16 protein-coding genes are annotated in these 15563 nt (G+C 46.8%); 6 read left to right on the plus strand and 10 right to left on the minus strand.

Features of this window, described 5'->3' with window-relative positions; genetic code table 11:
* Positions 1–141 precede the first annotated feature (141 nt).
* Together LQ567_RS23220 and LQ567_RS23225 are read left to right on the plus strand one after the other, a co-directional pair.
* Complete coding sequence (locus tag LQ567_RS23220; protein WP_231008274.1) at positions 142–765, plus strand: FMN-binding negative transcriptional regulator; 624 nt, start codon at positions 142–144, stop codon at positions 763–765.
* The gene (locus LQ567_RS23225) at positions 762–1541 is read left to right on the plus strand and encodes a hypothetical protein (RefSeq protein ID WP_231008276.1); all 780 of its coding nucleotides are present in this window, start codon (positions 762–764) and stop codon (positions 1539–1541) included. The genes LQ567_RS23220 and LQ567_RS23225 overlap by 4 nt, the downstream gene beginning before the upstream one ends.
* Positions 1542–1722: 181 nt before the next feature.
* On the opposite strand, the gene LQ567_RS23230 is transcribed toward LQ567_RS23225, so the two are convergent.
* Complete coding sequence (locus LQ567_RS23230) at positions 1723–2904, minus strand: oxygenase MpaB family protein (protein ID WP_231008278.1); 1182 nt, start codon at positions 2902–2904, stop codon at positions 1723–1725.
* A 32-nt stretch (positions 2905–2936) separates the two neighbouring features.
* Positions 2937–4208, minus strand: a complete 1272-nt coding sequence (locus tag LQ567_RS23235; RefSeq protein WP_231008279.1) for a nucleoside recognition domain-containing protein — start codon at positions 4206–4208, stop codon at positions 2937–2939.
* 179 nt (positions 4209–4387) lie between these two features.
* Here LQ567_RS23235 and ychF point away from each other — a divergent pair, with 179 nt between their 5' ends.
* Positions 4388–5485 (plus strand): redox-regulated ATPase YchF, encoded by a 1098-nt coding sequence (gene ychF / locus LQ567_RS23240; RefSeq protein WP_231008280.1) that lies wholly within the window; start codon positions 4388–4390, stop codon positions 5483–5485.
* 784 nt (positions 5486–6269) lie between these two features.
* Here ychF and lysA read toward each other — a convergent pair.
* The 4 genes from lysA to LQ567_RS23260 form a co-directional block, all read right to left on the minus strand.
* A complete protein-coding gene (gene lysA, locus LQ567_RS23245; protein ID WP_231008281.1) occupies positions 6270–7481 on the minus strand; it encodes a diaminopimelate decarboxylase in 1212 nt (403 codons plus the stop codon).
* Between the two features lie 63 nt (positions 7482–7544).
* Positions 7545–8453, minus strand: a complete 909-nt coding sequence (scpB, locus tag LQ567_RS23250; RefSeq protein WP_231008282.1) for an SMC-Scp complex subunit ScpB — start codon at positions 8451–8453, stop codon at positions 7545–7547.
* A gap of 74 nt (positions 8454–8527) precedes the next feature.
* Positions 8528–9409 (minus strand): ATP synthase F1 subunit gamma, encoded by an 882-nt coding sequence (atpG, locus tag LQ567_RS23255; RefSeq protein WP_231008283.1) that lies wholly within the window; start codon positions 9407–9409, stop codon positions 8528–8530.
* 140 nt (positions 9410–9549) lie between these two features.
* On the minus strand, positions 9550–10419 hold the full coding sequence (locus LQ567_RS23260) for a phosphodiester glycosidase family protein (protein WP_231008284.1): 870 nt from the start codon (positions 10417–10419) through the stop codon (positions 9550–9552).
* Between the two features lie 209 nt (positions 10420–10628).
* Between LQ567_RS23260 and LQ567_RS23265 the strand changes: the two genes are divergently transcribed.
* On the plus strand, positions 10629–11243 hold the full coding sequence (locus tag LQ567_RS23265; RefSeq protein WP_231008285.1) for a hypothetical protein: 615 nt from the start codon (positions 10629–10631) through the stop codon (positions 11241–11243).
* Positions 11244–11321: 78 nt separating this feature from the next.
* On the opposite strand, the gene LQ567_RS23270 is transcribed toward LQ567_RS23265, so the two are convergent.
* On the minus strand, positions 11322–12362 hold the full coding sequence (locus LQ567_RS23270; protein ID WP_231008286.1) for a hypothetical protein: 1041 nt from the start codon (positions 12360–12362) through the stop codon (positions 11322–11324).
* 152 nt (positions 12363–12514) lie between these two features.
* Here LQ567_RS23270 and LQ567_RS23275 point away from each other — a divergent pair, with 152 nt between their 5' ends.
* Positions 12515–13120 carry an ankyrin repeat domain-containing protein gene (locus LQ567_RS23275; protein WP_231008288.1) on the plus strand — a complete coding sequence of 202 codons (606 nt, stop codon included), beginning with the start codon at positions 12515–12517 and terminating at the stop codon, positions 13118–13120.
* 50 nt (positions 13121–13170) lie between these two features.
* Positions 13171–13557, plus strand: coding sequence for a hypothetical protein (locus tag LQ567_RS23280; RefSeq protein WP_231008289.1), 387 nt, complete (start codon positions 13171–13173; stop codon positions 13555–13557).
* A 185-nt stretch (positions 13558–13742) separates the two neighbouring features.
* Here the strand turns inward: LQ567_RS23280 and LQ567_RS23285 are convergent, their stop codons facing one another.
* The 3 genes from LQ567_RS23285 to LQ567_RS23295 form a co-directional block, all read right to left on the minus strand.
* Positions 13743–14051 carry a DUF3467 domain-containing protein gene (locus LQ567_RS23285; RefSeq protein WP_231008291.1) on the minus strand — a complete coding sequence of 103 codons (309 nt, stop codon included), beginning with the start codon at positions 14049–14051 and terminating at the stop codon, positions 13743–13745.
* A 311-nt stretch (positions 14052–14362) separates the two neighbouring features.
* On the minus strand, positions 14363–14824 hold the full coding sequence (locus LQ567_RS23290) for a lipid-binding protein (protein ID WP_231008292.1): 462 nt from the start codon (positions 14822–14824) through the stop codon (positions 14363–14365).
* An 18-nt stretch (positions 14825–14842) separates the two neighbouring features.
* Positions 14843–15559, minus strand: a complete 717-nt coding sequence (locus tag LQ567_RS23295; protein WP_231008293.1) for a BT_2262 family domain-containing protein — start codon at positions 15557–15559, stop codon at positions 14843–14845.
* Positions 15560–15563 lie beyond the last annotated feature (4 nt).

The following is a 15563-nucleotide window of genomic DNA, read 5'->3' on the forward strand; positions in this document are numbered from 1 at the left end:
AGCATGGTGCACCCATAGCGCTAAATTAATCATTTCCCCGGCACCTGCACAACAGATCCGTATTCAAAGAAAGCCTTTACCTTTGAGGGAAGGGCGTTCCAGTACCCCTTACCGATTATTCAACAATAACTTTTTACTGCAGTGTATATTCCTTCGATCAACCGCATGACCAGCAACAGTGACATCCGCTCTTTTATAGAACGGTTTTCATTCGGAACCATTGTTACAACTGCCCCGGATGGATTACCGGTTGCCACACAACTGCCCTTTCTTGTGAAGCAGGAGCAGGATGCGCTGGTATTGATTTCACATTTTGCCAAAGCCAATCCCCAGTGGAAACAAATTGAGAACAATGCGCAGGTACTGGTGCTATTCCAGGAACCGCATGCCTATATTTCCCCGTTTCATTATGAAAAAGAGCTGAATGTACCTACCTGGAATTATATATCGGTTCATGTTTACGGAAAGGGTAGCCTCATCACCGAACAAGAGGCGGTTTTTCAAATACTCGACGAAACCGTTGCGCATTACGAAGCGGCCTACAAAACCCGGTACGACCAGCTCCCGCAGGATTTTAAATTTAAAATGAGCCAGGGTATTGTGGCGTTTAAGATACGGGCCACGGATATCCAGGCCAAACAAAAGCTCAGTCAAAACAAAACAACAGCAGAACAGGAAAAGATCATTCAAACACTTGTACAAAGCCCGGACAGCAGTGAACGCTATATTGCAGAATACATGCAGAAAAACCAGCAGTCGGTATGACGGGTTATAACACCGGCATAAAAAGATGCACCTTACTGTCCGTTCTGATTACTGCACTTTCTTTTATTACAGGTTGCCTGCACCTGTCCACGGCTTCAGCACCAGCAGTGCAGGATCCGTGTAAGGAAGTAAAAGCTCTTGCCGAAAAGGCCACGCATTTTGCAAAACAAGTTCCTTACACCAGTGCACTGGCGGCCATTACCAGAGCCGCGACCGATAAAAAGGAACACGCGGTATCCTTCGGCTGCATGTCCAACGACAGCGTCATTTACTCAACCGTTAGTAACGGCGCTGTAAATACAGCCACCGTTCCCGTTATTGCACATCGTTTTGCCGACCTGCACAATCATCCGGAAGACCGCCCTCCTTCCAGCGGCGACTTCTATCATTTTATCGACCAGGCAAAAGCAAACAACGGGCAATACCAGAAATTTATAGTGCTGCCCAATGGAACCCAATATGCGCTGGTACTCGTCGATGCAACAGCCGCGGAAGCTTTCAACATCCGTTTCCCAAGGGTACGGGGCATCCGCAATACCCTTGACCAAATGCAGTACCAGCCTACATTTCCCAAAGCATTGGTGGAAGAGATCAATCAACTAAAAGGCTGGCACGGAGCCACAGAGGAAACCGCGATGGCGTTAATCCTTCAGAAATACAATACGGGTGTGGCCTTATTAAAAAAAGACGCCGACGGCAATTTCAGAAAAGTATACACGATGGAAAAAGAAAAAGGCGGCGCCCGGACGTATACTACTTATACCTGCTCCGACTGACATTATTTCAGCTACAAAACCAGGACTGATTAAGATGCATCTCCCGGAATGTAGCAGGACTGTGCATTACAATTTTCACTCACACCCCGTTCGCCACAGAAGCGGCCTTGCTCTATTTTTTTAAGATAAGCATGGTGTGTAAAATTTATTTAACAGGGGCAGGCTTTCCAAAGCCAGCCGTTTAGAACCGTTTATATTTCAGGTAAATTTCCAGTGCACGGGCCTGGCGTGCCCCGCCATCCCGGATCGCCTTCCCGCGCAATGCCGGTTGGGTCATCTTTCGTTCCAGTCTCCTGAGGCGCCATAAAAAGAAGTAGGCGATATTTCCCACTACCGGCTTGGGAATCTGTAATAACCGGCAGGAATACGTTCCCAGGAAAAAATAGTTGTAAAACAGGTGGAGCTGTTGCATCAGCTTACGTGCCCATATCGATTTCGGAAAACCCGAAGTGACGGTTTCACTGATCAGTGCCTGTGCCAGGGCAACAGAATCTGCATCCCCCTTCGACTGTGTCATGGTCCAGTAGTACAGGGCTTCGATCGCTTCCGCTTCGTTCGCCGGCAGCAGTTTCAACGGGATGCCCAAAAGATAACCGATATATTTCCACAGATGAAAAAGGCCCTCCGTTTCTTCGGCTGAAGGCCGGAACCCCATGCGCCGCAGGCCCGTAAGAAAAACGAGCGAGAAGCCCAGCTGGGTGGCCAGCATATCCCAGGTATTGAGCGGCACGCCCCACTGCCGGGTATCCCAATCTGTTTTTTCCAGGATGTTCACCCGGGAATACGAATGAATAAAACGGGTACCAAGCACCTGGAGTAATCCGCCGCCCCCTTCTTTAAAAGCGCCTGTACGGGTGATACCGATCCAGAAAAGCGTCGTTTCCGTAAGGCGTTTTGCAGCTCCCTTTTTTAATGCCCCCGTATAGATCAGTGGTTTGTTAATGGCCGCAGATTCATAGCCGCCCATTAAACAATAATTGCGCAATACCAGCAGACCGGGAATGCCGGAGCGCTGACTCAATTCAATGCCTTTATCGATTTTATCATGATCCAGCCAGGACGGCCGTATTTCAAAAGTGCCGAAGAACCTATCAAAAACCTGTTTTGCTGTACCGGTTATGGAACCATTGGTCAAATAAGCTTGCAGCGCCGCATGTGCCGTTGCAAAGCCCACCTGGTTATAAAGCTCGTGCACCACCGCATCACCATCCCGGTCCCATTCCAGTAAGTATTTTTTAAAAGAATCCGCATTCCGGATATCGGGGGTGTATCCCAGTTGCTGCAGTAATAAGCGACCGGCTCCTTTTTTCCAGTAATGATCAAAGGAGGCCGTATTAACCTGGTAACGGGAAGGCGTTTCCATAATGTTTTAAAACAGGAAAACAGGCAAAAGGTTCAGGTAAAAAACAGGTAACTGATACCGATGGCTGTTATTACACCGGCCAGATCAGCCAGCAGCATCGTACCGATGGAGTATCGTGTATTTTTAATGCCTACGGCTCCAAAATACACCGCTACCACATAAAAAGTGGTGTCTGCAGCGCCCTGGAAAACGCCGGAAAGTTTGCTGGCAAAAGAATCCGGACCAAAAGTAGTCATGGTGCTTACCATCATGCCCCTGGCCGCACCTCCGCTCAGCGGACGGATCAGGGCGGTGGGCAGGGCATCTACAAAACGCGTATCTGCACCCAGCGCGTGAAACATATATTTCATCCCGTTGATGACCATATCAAATGTGCCGCTGGTCCGCAGCATGCTTACGGCAACCAGAATGCCCAATATATACGGAATGATCTTTATCGCGGTATCAAAGCCACCCCGCGCACCATCGATGAATGCGCTGAACACATCGATCTTCTTATAGATACCTCCCAGTACAATGAGGATAAATACCAACAGGATCAGTCCATTGCTCAGCACACCGGAAAATGATTGTATCGAAGCCGCGTTCAATGAAGACACATAGAGCACCAATGCCACTACTGCGGCTGATATTCCTAAGAGCCAGACCAGGATCACCGGCTGGAACAGGTTTACTTTTTGCCGGAGTGAAACAATGATGAGCGCTACCAGGGTGCCCACAAAGGTTACGATCATACAGGGAATGAATACATCCGTAGGATCGGAAGCATTCTGCGCCGCCCGGATGGCAATCACACTTACCGGTATTAAATTAAACCCTGCCGCATGCAAACAGAGGAACATGATCTGGGCATTGGAAGCCACATCTTTTTTGGGATTCAGTTCCTGCAAACTTTCCATGGCCTTTAGTCCGAAGGGTGTAGCGGCATTATCGAGTCCGAGAAAATTAGCAGAAAAATTCATGACCATATGCCCCATGGCCGGATGATCCTTTGGCACATCCGGGAAGATCTTTGAAAAGAAGGGACCGATGATGCGCGATAAGAACCGGATCCCCCCCGCCCGCTCGGCAATGCTCATAAAGCCCATAAAAAGGCAGAGTACCCCGATCAGTTTTAAACAGATCTCTACGGCCACCCAGCAGGTTTCGATCACGCCATCCAGTTTCAGCGGGTTAGCCGGATCACTGGCCTTACCACTGATCATGTAGCTGAAAAGCTGCGTTTCTCCCAGAAAAAAGCACTTGAAGGCGGCAACCAGAATAGCGATAATGATAAATGCCGACCAGATCCTGCTCAATGCCATAATGCGTCAGATTATGATTTTAAATCGAAAGCGGGAAGTTAGGCTTTATTTGAGAATTGCGGCGGAGAATTTGTACCTTTGCGGCCGGAAAATCGAGATCAGAGATCAGAGATCAGAGATCAGAGATCAGAGGTTTGAGATTTAGAATTTGAATTTTAGTATTTGTAACTTATCACCTAATGGCATTACAGGCAGGCATCGTGGGATTACCCAATGTAGGAAAATCAACGTTATTTAACGCAGTTAGTAACAGCGCAAAAGCACAGGCGAGCAATTACCGCTTTTGTACTATTGAGCCCAATGTAGGGCTTGTAAACGTACCCGATGAACGCCTGAGCGTGCTTACGCAGCTGGTGCAGCCGGAACGCGTGGTTCCTACCCAGATCGAAATTGTAGACATCGCCGGTCTGGTACGGGGTGCCAGCAAGGGTGAAGGATTGGGCAATAAGTTCCTGGCCAATATCCGGGAAGTAGATGCCATCATCCACGTGATCCGCTGTTTTGAAGATGAGAATATTTTACGGGATGAAGGAGCGATCAACCCCGTGGGTGATAAGGAGATCATTGATACGGAATTGCAGCTGAAAGACCTGGACAGCGTGGAAAAACAGATCCAGAAAAAGGAAAAGCAGGCTAAAACAGATCCAAAGGCAAAAGTAGAGCTCGACGTGTTGCAGCAATGCAAGGCACACCTGGAGCAGGGTAAAAGCATCCGCTCTTTAGACCTGAGCAAGGAAGAGAAAGAGACCGTCGCCGACCTGTTCCTGCTTACCGACAAGCCGGTTTTGTATGTGGCCAACGTGGATGAGCCTTCGATGCATACCGGCAACCGCTTTTCTGAAGCGCTGAAGGAAGCGATCAAAAGCGAAAATGCCGAAATGATTGTAATGAACAACTCCATTGAAGCGCAGATCTCTGAACTGGAAGATCCGGATGACAAAGCGTTGTTTATGGACGAATATAAAATGACCGAGCCCGCCCTGGACCGTCTGATCCGCTCGGCCTACAAATTACTCGGATTAAATACCTATTTCACTGCGGGTGTGCAGGAAGTACGTGCGTGGACCTTCCACAACGGCTGGAAAGCCCCACAATGTGCCGGCGTGATCCATACCGATTTTGAAAAAGGCTTTATCAAGGCCGAGGTGATCGCTTACAATGATTTTGTACAATACAAATCCGAAGCCGGTGCACGGGATGCCGGCAAGCTGCGCATCGAAGGAAAAGAATACCCGGTAAAAGATGGCGACATCATGCATTTCCGGTTTAATGTATAATTTTACGGACCGGCAATAGTACCGTTGCTCTGAATGATGGCTGTCCTGCGGCGCATACCTGATGGCCGGGCAAGCCCTTTTCTTAATGACATGCACATCCGGCATAACAGGTTCGCTGATGCTATAACCATCCTGATTTTATCCAATGGGATCAGAGCGATCAATACGTTGATGATTTATGTCACCCCTCCGGGGTTCCCGCACCATTTGTAGCTGCGTTATAATGATGGCATCCCTTCGGGATTGTCCGTTTCGTATGCTGCGGGGCTCTTTGAAACACCAGGTTTACAGGAGTGAATAAGGATTACACCCAACATTTGACGGACTTAAATCAGAAAAGGGTGATAGCAGTGGCCTTCCAGGCGAACAACAACCTGGATGTGTGTGCTTTAGTTTAGAGAGAGGAGAATACATATACTTCTAAGGCAATATTTCTTGCATCCTTATCCCGAAGGGATATAATAATGATGATAACACCGAGTGATTGGAGGATTCTAAACCCGGAGGGGTGACACCCACGCCCTTCTCTGCATTGCGGGTCCCGCATTACCAGTTATAATCGCAACAATCTTGCAGACAAATAATTTTCAAATGTATTTCGCCTAATTTATGGCGGCGTTAATATATATGTTTCTAAGTACGATCCCCGTATTTTCACAATCCCGAAGGGATGTAATGATCCTGGCACCGAGTGATTGAAGGAATCTAAACCCCGGAGGGGTGACATAGGAACCTTCCGTTACATTCCATTCACCCCGCCATCGCGCTTTGCAGCGATATGCGGTTAAAGCTCCACCACTACCTGGTTACGCGTCAGATCTTCCAGCGTGTCCCTTTTCCGGATCAGTTGTGCCTTTCCATTCCGCACAATCACTTCTGCCGGACGGAATCTGGAATTGAATGTGGAGGCCATTTCATACCCGTACGCTCCGGCATTATAAAACACCAGCAGATCCCCCTCCCGTACTTCCGGCAATGGCCTGTCCCAGGCAAATGTGTCCGTTTCACAAATGTTCCCAACAATCGAATAAGGTTGGGAAGCAGCATCAGGATTGCTCAGATTTTCGATCCGGTGGTAGGCATCATAAAACATGGGCCGGATCAGGTGATTGAACCCACTGTTGATGCTTACAAAAGTAGTGGCCGATGTTTCCTTAAGCAGGTTAACCGAAGTAATCAGGTATCCGCATTCGCTTACCATAAATTTACCCGGTTCAAACCATATCTCCAGGTTACGTGCCGCTTCATGCGCATCAAAAGCCGCCAGTACTTTTTGAGAAAGCTCTTCAATATTAATAACCGGGTCACCTTCTTTATATGCTACTTTAAACCCGCCTCCCAGATCAATGGACTTCAGCTCCGGGAAATGCGGAATAATGTCAAACAATACATCAATTCCTTTTATAAAAATATCGGCGTCCTTAATATCACTTCCGGTGTGTATGTGCAGGTTCTGGATCCGGATGCCATAGGTCTTTACAAGATCCTGCAGCTGCGCCAGCTGCTCTACCGGGATACCAAATTTACTCCGGTCGTGGCCGGTGGATATTTTAAGGTTGCCGCCGGCCATGATATTCGGACGCAGCCGCACCCCAACCGGGTACTGTCCTCCATAGGTTTCACCTAATTTCTGAAGATTATAAAGACTATCGATGTTTACAAATACGCCCAGCTTCAACGCCTCTTCAATTTCAGAAAAATGAATTCCGTTGCTGGTATACAATACCCGGGAAGGTTCAAAACCAGCCTGCAGGGCCAGTTTTACTTCATTAATGGAACTACAGTCCACATTGGCGCCCAGTTTATGAATAAAACGAAGCACGCTCAAATTGGTCAATGCCTTTGCGGCGTAAAATATTTTTACGCGCCCTCCATCAAAGGCCGTGCGCAGGCGCTGGTACTGCTTTTCAATTTTATCCGCATTATATACATATACAGGGGTTCCGAATTCCTGCGCAATCTGGATCAGCTGTTCGTTTGTTAATTGTTCGCTCATATTGGTATTTACAAAAAAAGCAGTAAAACTACTGCTACATAAAAATAATATGCCGGGCAGCAGTTACTCTTCTTCCGGCTTCTTTGAGTCGTTGTCTGTTTGATCTTCATCGTCTCCCGCTGTATCTTCTGTATCGGCATCCGTTGTAGCATCGTCCTGCTGCAATGGGGCTTCCACTTCAGATACCTCCGTCTCCGGCACTACGGCTTCCGCGTCTTCCGTTTCCTGCAATTCTTCATCGGCTGTTTCATCCAAAACCTCCGGGTCTACGGAATCAGCCGCTGCTGCCGCCTCATCCGCATGCGGAACTTCAATCAGTTCGCCATTTTCAGCAACCTCCAGCGGAAGAGCTGCTCCATCAACTGTAGCATCCGGTGCAATGGCATTTCCATCCTCATCAACCGGTGTAGGCAGGATCTCCTGTTCTGCCAGCACCTCCTTTATCTTGGGCAATTCTTCAGCCGAATTGATCCCGAAATAATCCATAAATGTTTTTGAAGTGGAATATACCAGGGGATGCCCGGGTAATTTTTCATTACGGCCACTGATGATCACCAGTTCCTTTTCCAGCAACTTCTGAATAGCGTAATCTGCACTAACCCCCCGGATGGCTTCGATCTCTCCCTTGGTAACAGGTTGCTTGTAAGCAATGATCGATAAGGTTTCCAGGGCCGCCGGCGACAGGCGTTTCATAAACTTATCGCCATTGATCTGCGCTACTGTTTTATGATAATCTTTTTTGGTAAGAAACTGCCAGCCCCCACCGCTTTCACGTACTTCAAACGGGTAAAACTCCGAACGGTATTTTTCCACAACCCCCTCAATGGATGCTTCCACCTGATCCAATGTGATCTTATCTTCCATGAACCCGAATGCATTATTCAGCAGGTCTGTCAACTCCAGCGGGGTAAGCGGTTTATCGCTTGCGAAGATCAGCGCTTCAATATGTGGAATCAATCCGGTTATGTCCATGAGAAACTTCGAGGTTTAACGTTCAGGGCTTCAGGGTTAACGCGGAACACAAACCTGAAACCTGAAACAAAATTTTATCCCTGTAAAGCTGCGGCACCGCTTACGATCTCGGTCAGCTCTGTAGTAATGGCCGCCTGCCGTGCCCGGTTGTAGGAAAGTTTCAGATTCCGCAGCATTTCATTTGCGTTCTCTGATGCTTTATCCATGGAGGTCATCCGTGCACCGTGTTCCGAAGCATTGGAGTCCAGCACCGCCTTGAATAACTGTGTATTCAGGATCTTGGGCATCAGCTCAGCAACCAATTCTTCTTTATTGGGATCAAAAATAAAATCGGCTTTAGCAACCCCTTCTTTCTTCTCCACTTTCGGGATCGGTAAAAAGGGTTCAACCGTAAAGATCTGCGTCGCTGCATTTCTGAACTGGCTGTATACGATCTCTACTGCATCAAATTTCTTTTCTTCAAAAGCCTTCATGGCTTCGGTAGCAATCTTCTGCACGTTCTCAAAAGAGAGCTGCAGAAAAATATCCTTATAGGTATCATCCGTTTTGTACCCGGCCTTTGTGAGTGCCTCATATCCTTTTTTACCCAGGTTCCAGATGGTTACATTACCTTTTTCAGACTGGCGCTGATATTTTTCGCGGATCAGGGCTCTGGTTAGTTTCACCACATTGGCGTTAAAGGCTCCGGCCAGTCCACGATCACTGGTGATGGCGATCACCAGTACTTTTTCAACAGGTCTTTCTGCTGCCAGCGCCATTTCGGTATCCCCGTCATTGTTACTTACAATATTGCTCAGCATTTCCTGCAGCTTCTGCGCATAAGGCCGCATTTGAAGGATGGCATCCTGTGCACGGCGGAATTTTGCGGCACTTACCATTTTCATTGCCTTGGTAATCTGCTGCATACTTTGTACCGAACTGATGCGATTCCGAACCTCTTTTAACTGACCTGCCATAGTTTTCTGACTGTTTTAATGCTGAATATCCGTGATTTTAAGGCGCAAAAGTAAGCGCTAATTGCCAGATTTCCATATCTGGAAGCGGTAAATTGGATACCATGTGGAAAAAGGTCGGATAAATCCGTACCTGGAACCGGCTACTTACTGTAATACAATACATTAGCAACCGCCCGTTCCCCTTCGTGATCCCATTTTTTATTATCGGTAGGATGGTTCACTACCCCTCTTTTTCGCGTCCATAAAGTGGAGGAGCCGCCACCATCGAAATTGATGGCGGAGCTACAGTTCAGCCAGCGCATGATTTTTTGTAACTCATTGAGGCTTAAACCAGCCGCGTTCGCATGCCGTCCGTCGGCTACCAGCAGGATCACTTTTCCTTTTTTAGTTACACCAACCGCTGTGCGCGGGTGCCGGTTCTGCGAGAAAGCGGATCGGTCCATTACCCGATCCACGGCATCCAGCGTTAGTAACGGGCCATTGGCTAAAACCGAAGTGGCGGCAATATCCTCGGGCCAATCCGGCTTATCATTCCCTGTTACAACAAACAGTTTGCCTTTTTGTATGGCCACAGCGGATTGCTGGTGTGCACTCAGCTTTTCATGAGCACCCACCAGGTTTTTGCTTACCAGGCGGCCATCTGTTTTTACGTAGTCAACGGAACCGCCGTCTTTGGTGTTAAAGAAATTACCGTTCACCGCAACGATGGCACCTTCTTCTTTTGCAAAAACAGATACGGGCTTTAATAACTTTTTTTCGGCAGCAATATGAAACCGCTTTCTTCCGCCCCGGTTTTTTACAACCGCGTAAGCGATAAACTGGTTGGATGCAAAAAGCTCCTTATTGGTAAACTGACGGGTGTATAGCCGGACACCCGCACCCAACCGCTCTTTTTTCCAGACTGTTTTTACAAACTGAAGCGAATCCGTGTCCTGAGCCATGCCCAGTAAAAAGCTCATGCCAAACAAAAGAAAAAGAATACCCTTCCGGGCCCAGCAACCAGTAACCATCGTTTTTGAATTTTAGGGTGCAAAAATGCAATGTTTTTGCCGCATTATTTTGATTAAAGAAAACTATAATGTAATTTTAATAACGGGTTATCAAACTTATAACAGACTGTTTTTAAATACACGGGTGCATTGTGAATGCGCGGCCGGGACACAGTTGTTGACGGTATTGGAGCCTTCTTTTTCCTTCACCAACCATTAAACGATTGACCATGCTACAGTTTGCCAGCCGCGTGCTGCTGTTACCACTGCTCCTTGCCGTAACCCTTGTTACGCAGGGACAATTTTTAAAAACGAAACAGGAAAAAGGCTATTTCAACATTACTACCCCTGCGGAAGTCCAGGTGATGTGGTCCATTGATTCGGCCATGCTGAACGAAGGCAATGCCCGGTTTAAAGCAGGCTTTGAGATGCAGACCATCAACGGATATTTTGTAAATCCCCAGTTTTCCATTGGCCTGGGTGTTGGTCTGCAGTTCTCGCATTACAAATATTACGCCTCAACCGCCACAGCCGTTGACACCCTGCAATTCCACGGAGCCCGGATCAGTTCGCTTCCCATTTTTGCCGATTTCCGGTATTATCCCAGGAACAGCATCAACGGAACGATGTTTCTGGTAAATGCAGGGTATGCACCTGCATTACAAGCCAGTAATAAGGACCACAAACCGTTTTTTAACGGGGGACCCTTCATCAAACTGGGAGCTGCTTATAAGTTCTACCTGAGCGACCTGTTCTCCCTGGTCCCCTCCCTGAATTTTAAAGCCCAGCGCTACGGTGATCATACGGTTGCCGGCGGAACATTGGGGTTGGGGTTGATGTTTTAACGGGCAGTGATCCGCTGTCAGCGATCAGCTTCTATCAACGGGTATGGCTGAAACCCGATAGCTGTCAGCCGGCCACTACTACCCTTTCATAAAACGCCTGCGCATCTGTTCTGTTTTACGACCGATCAGCCAAAAAGAAAGCGCCAGTATCGCAAAAAAGATCCCTTTATTGGTTTTATCCCAGAAATATTCAAAGTACCGGGTGTAAATATTCAGTAAAAAGAACAGCAACACCAGGTCACGGAACAACTCATCCTTTAACCGGTAGGCGTACGCGATAAGGCCACACAACAACAGCGTATAACCCAGTGCCCATGGAAAAAGACGCCCCTGGCGGATATTGCTCCATACATCATAACTCAGGTTTCCGGATACGGACAGGAACAAACCCGAAAGCAGAAAGAAGATCCAAAAGAAATAAATCGTGATCTCATAAAATGGAAGCTGCACCGCTTGCAGCTGTCTGCGCAAAAAACCGGCAGCCGCCAGTAAAACGGCGCAGAAAACGGTCATCCGCAGCGGGTAATTCATTCCCTTAAAATACAAATGTTCCGGTGCCGACCAGATCCAGGTTTGAATACACCAACTTACAACAAGCGCCAGTAAGGCACAAATCCATATCAGCTTTGATTGCAGGTACTTCGCTACAAAACCATAACTGACCGCCAGTGCAAAAACCACCAACCCATAAAACCGGTATCCGTCTCCCAAACCGCGGGTCAGGTAGGTAATGGCAATTCCCAGGCTTAATACTGTTAGTATATTAAAGCTTTCGTTACTCAGCGCAGCATCCGGATGTTTTTGTTTCCGCTTCCGGGCAAACCACACCAATACAACGGAGAGCATTAAAAAAATACCACCGATCAATACTTCCGAAAATGCAAAAAAACGGCGGAGCCGCTCGATCCATTTTTCATCCAGTACAATGGCTCCAAACGCAAGAATCGCGCAGGAAACGGCGGCTACAAAAGCATAAAAGGTAAAGGAACCCAGGTCGTCTTTATATACAGTAACAGCGTTTCGCAACTGGTTCGCTTTTTCTGTATCAACCACCTTTTCCTCCTCCCACCGGTCAATGGCATTATAAATTATTTCTGCGTCTTTTTGGGATACCCGCATAACTCAAAGTTCGCAATAAAAAACTAAAAAAACATCCCATTAAATAAAACGAACGTTCGAAAGCTATTTGCCGTTATATCCTGAAAACAACTTATTATTGTGGAACGCAGCAATGCCGCGGTAACAATCATAAACAGGTTTAACAAAACAGGATGACAGGAACCATTGATCTATTCCGGTGTATTGACGATGGCAACACCGGATATATAAAAGAAGCGCTTACCCGCAATGCCAATCTTGAAAGGAGTAATCCGGAAGGACAAACACCCCTGCTATATGCCTTATACAAAAAACAGCTACCAACAGCCCTGCTACTGATTACGCATGGAGCCAATGTAAACGCCCAGGATACCGTGCTTTACACACCGTTTTTATATGCCGGAGCGCAGGGATTTGCCACTGTGGTTGCTGCCTGCCTGGAGCACGGCGCCGATTTTAATATTTTTAACCGCTATGGGGGAACGGCGCTCATACCCGCCGCAGAAAAGGCTCACCTGGAAGTGGTACAGTTGCTGGTAAAGGCTCCGGGGTTTCCGGTTGATCATGTAAATAACCTGGGCTGGACCGCCCTGCTGGAAGCGATTATCCTGGGAGAAGGAGACGAAACACATGCGCCTGTTGTAGCGGCTCTTATTGCCGGCGGCTGCGATGTAAATCTTCCCGACAAAAAAGGCGTTACCCCGCTGGCCCATGCGCAGCAACTGGAGTATCCCAAAATAGCAGCGTTGCTAAAATCCGCCGGTGCGCTGGCCGCATAACAACCTTTTGCCTTTTTTCTGCGTCCTTTAAGGAAACCAGTTGTAAAAAAATGAAGCAGACCGGTGTTTTCTTTTTATTGATGTTTGTAGCGATGGCAGCAAGGGCTCAGCAAATTGAAAGCATTCATTTTCACCTGTATACAGATAGCCTGAAAAAGGGCACGCACAATTATATTAATGTAGATGGTAAAATGAGTGATGGTAGCTGGCAGCCCCTTACCGATAAACAACTGCGGTTTACCACCGACTATGGTAAATTTGAGGGTAACAGCCTCGTATTACCAGATGCGCCTTCAGCTGAAAAAGTGTCGATCACCGTTGCATTGAAAAGCAATCCCAGGATGACAAAAAACACGGTTATCTGGATCAAACAAAAGCCTGATCCGCCCCTGCCGGCATATGAAGCCGAAACGCCCCGCCGTGGAAGAAGGCGATAGGTTGAACGTTCCGCGTCAGATCGGTTTTGCTACATGATCATGATGATATGATGCAGCGTATTGCAGCACGGATCTAAGAGGCCGGCCCGGCACCAACTTATTCTTCTCCCTAGTTTTTTTGTGCAACGATCTCCAAACGAAGCATCCAACCTGAAACTTTAAACTTTTAAACCTGAAACAAAAGCTTAGGCCTGTGCTGTAGGTCCTCCAAAGTTTACCGGCACCTGCATTTCATCCAGATCTTTAATCACGCCCTGCGATGCTTCAAATTTCTCAATATTATCGATCAGTGCCTTCATAAAACGCTTGGCATGTTGCGGGGTAAATACGATCCTGGATTTCACTTTGCTTTTGGGTGTTCCCGGCATTACATTTACAAAGTCGATCACAAATTCCGCCATGGAATGGGTGATGATGGCCAGATTGGCATACGTACCCTCCGCTACCTCTTCCGAAATTTCTATATTTAACTGGTTCTGTTGTTGTTCGCTCATTTCTTGTATTTGGAGCGAAGGTAATAAAAGAACCCGGTATCTACAGGCTGCATGCGGGGAGTACCCGGTATGACCCCAAAATTGTGTTACGCAAAGGTTTATTACCAGTTCGCAGGATCGTTGTTCTCCTGCATTAAAAACCCAGGGCTCGTTATAACCAGCCAAACTTACTGTTCAAATATGCGCACTTCATATAATATTAAAGGCGGTTTTTAAGCAATGCGTTAAACCCCATATAAATAAAAATCGCTCCTTAGGAGCGATTTTTATTTATATCATCCGGATCAGATGCGATCAACACAGCGGTTGAATTATTGCTGCATGTATTCCTCGTAGGAGGTAGTCCGGTGTCCGGAAAGTTCATAAAGAGTCCCGGGATCATCAGAAAATTCTACCTTAAATGCAATACTATCCTTGTTAATAATCCTACCCTCCGTTAATTTAACATTGATTCCATAACCCGATATCGCGTTCTTGGACCCCCCTGTTTGAAATGTCAGGTTGGACATATCCACTTTAGCTTTGAATTTTATCTGGTAAAAGTTTCCATTGTAGTCATCAAGCCAAATGGAATCCTGCCCAAAAGAAGTATTATAAACCTTTAATTCAAAAGGCCCGGCTACTTCTTCACCGTCTACCGATGCTTTTAAAGTCCAGTCTCCGGCGACAGGATATGCCCAGTTATATTCCTTTTCGATCTTCTTCTGACAGGAGAGCAGGATCACAGATAAGGCAAATACGCCGCTAAGTATATAAATCACTTTATTTTTCATAATCTGTAGTTTATTCTATCAATTTAAGGGTTGAGGATTTGACAGGGTTACTTTAAAATGCATGGTAGGCGTATCACCCATAATTGTATTTAAAACAATTGTTTTAGTAGCCGGTGTGTACGTAGAAACGGTTTCAATCTTTGGTGCAGAAGTAGGTCCAAACCCTAAAGCGTTTGACGAAACCAGTGTAAACGTATTATCACCATTTAATTTTACAATCCCCGATCCGGCATATGCAGCGCCATATGCGCTTCCTACATCATACCAACGGCCCAGCAGATCCTGCACATAATACTGATCATTTCCTGTACCAAATACTAAAACCGTATAAGGTCCGCGGCTGGAAGTAGTACCATTGTTATCACGGAAGATGTTTGATCTGTAATAACCATTCAGGGGTGCTGTTTTATCACAAACAACTACCGTGCGGGTTGCTGCTGAAGTAAATCCGTCGGAGTTTGTAGCAGCGTAGGAAACGGAATAAATACCCGCTTTCGTAATATCGATATTCGATTTCACCACAACGGCGCTTGTTATATCTTTATCACCCTCTTTTGCCGAATAACCGGGATCTGTAAACGGTTGTCCGATTTGTGAGAAAACAGTACCGGCTCCATCTAATTCAACTTCCGCATATGTGGTCACAAAAGATACGCCTTTCGAGTCCTTTTTACAGGATGTAGCGGTAACGATACATAGAAATAAAAATGCTGTTATATTTAATATCTTATTCATTTTT

It is taken from the genome of Niabella pedocola (assembly GCF_021044425.1).
GTDB classification, from domain to species: Bacteria; Bacteroidota; Bacteroidia; order Chitinophagales; family Chitinophagaceae; genus Niabella; species Niabella pedocola.